This is a genomic window from Aquirufa echingensis (assembly GCF_042714525.1).
In the GTDB taxonomy this organism is placed as follows: Bacteria; Bacteroidota; Bacteroidia; order Cytophagales; family Spirosomataceae; genus Aquirufa; species Aquirufa echingensis.
In genome coordinates this window covers 598,015-599,743 of record NZ_JBBKYA010000002.1, presented here as the reverse complement: position 1 = coordinate 599,743, position 1,729 = coordinate 598,015, and the positions used below count along the sequence as shown (strand labels likewise).

Genomic DNA, 1,729 nt, shown 5'->3' with positions numbered 1-1,729 from the left:
TTATTGAATCCTTCGGGATGAAGATATTTTATAAAAGAGTAAGTGAATTAAGGGCGTATGGGGGATGCCTAGGCTCTTGGAGGCGATGAAGGACGTGTTAAGCTGCGATAAGCTTCGGGGAGGTGCACAAGACCTTTGATCCGATGATTTCCGAATGGGGCAACCCAGTAGATTGAAGATCTATTATTCTATTTAAGATAGAAGGCGAACCTGCTGAACTGAAACATCTAAGTAAGCAGAGGAAGAGAAAACAAAAGTGATTCCGTAAGTAGTGGCGAGCGAACGCGGATTAGCCCAAACCAGTGTTGTTGCGGCAAGACTGGGGTTGTAGGACCACGACATCGATTATATAAAGGAACAAGAACTGTCTGGGAAGGCAGGCCGTAGAAGGTGAGAGCCCTGTATTGGTAAGCTTATGTAATTGTAGTGGTATCCTGAGTAGGGGGGGACTGGAGAAATCCCCTTTGAATCTGCCGGCACCATCCGGTAAGGCTAAATACTACCAAGAGACCGATAGTGAACGAGTACTGTGAAGGAAAGGTGAAAAGTACCCTGAGTAAGGGGGTGAAAAGACCCTGAAACCATACGCTTACAAGCGGTCGGAGCCCTTATTGGGGTGACGGCGTGCCTTTTGCATAATGAGCCTACGAGTTACTTTCACTGGCGAGGTTAATCATATAGATGTGAGCAGCCGGAGCGAAAGCGAGTCTGAATAGGGCGCTTAGTCAGTGGGAGTAGACGCGAAACTTTGTGATCTACCCATGAGCAGGTTGAAGCTCCGATAACACGGAGTGGAGGACCGAACCAGTTTACGTTGAAAAGTATTTGGATGACTTGTGGGTAGGGGTGAAAGGCCAATCAAACTGAGAAATAGCTCGTACTCCCCGAAATGTTTTTAGGAACAGCCTCGGGGTTAAGTTTTAAGCAGGTAAAGCTACCAATAGGACTAGGGGGAGTCAAATCCTACCAAATCCTGATGAACTCTGAATGGCTTAAAATATACCCGGGAGTGAGGGTTGGGGTGCTAAGGTCCCAATCCGAGAGGGAAAGAACCCAGACCAACAGCTAAGGTCCCAAAATCTTTACTAAGTTGAACTAAGGAAGTCTGATTGCAGTGACAGCCAGGATGTTAGCTTGGAAGCAGCTATTCATTTAAAGAGTGCGTAACAGCTCACTGGTCGAGCGAGGCGGGCATCGATAATAAACGGGCATCAAGTAAAGTACCGAAGCTTTGGATTATATTTATATACTGGTAGGGGAGCATTCTGATCTGCGGTGAAGGTTGAGCGACGAGCTTGGCTGGAGCGTTCAGAAAAGCAAATGTAGGCATGAGTAACGATAATGAGGGCGAGAAACCCTCACGCCGAAAGACTAAGGTTTCCTCAGCTATGCTAATCAACTGAGGGTTAGTCGGGGGCTAAGGGTCTAGCGAAAGCGACAACCTAATGCACAGCAGGTTAATATTCCTGCACTTACTTATTGGGCAAATAGATGACGGAGATTACAGGTTACCAGATACTGACGGAATAGTGTCTTTGAGAGGCGGCAGCAATGCCAAAACGAGTGTAGTGAGTAAACTTCCAAGAAAAGTCTAGGCGTGTATAACTGATAAGTAACCCGTACCGTAAACCGACACAGGTGGTCGAGAAGAATATTCTAAGGCGCTCGAGTGAATCACGGCTAAGGAACTCGGCAAATTAACCCTGTAACTTCGGGATAAAGGGAGCCT

General features: G+C 46.9%; 1 rRNA gene (cut by a window edge). It reads left to right on the top strand.

Annotated elements, in window-relative coordinates:
- The first annotated feature begins 36 nt into the window (after positions 1-36).
- Positions 37-1,729, top strand: a 23S ribosomal RNA gene (locus tag SKC38_RS12515); it runs 1,174 nt beyond the window's last position.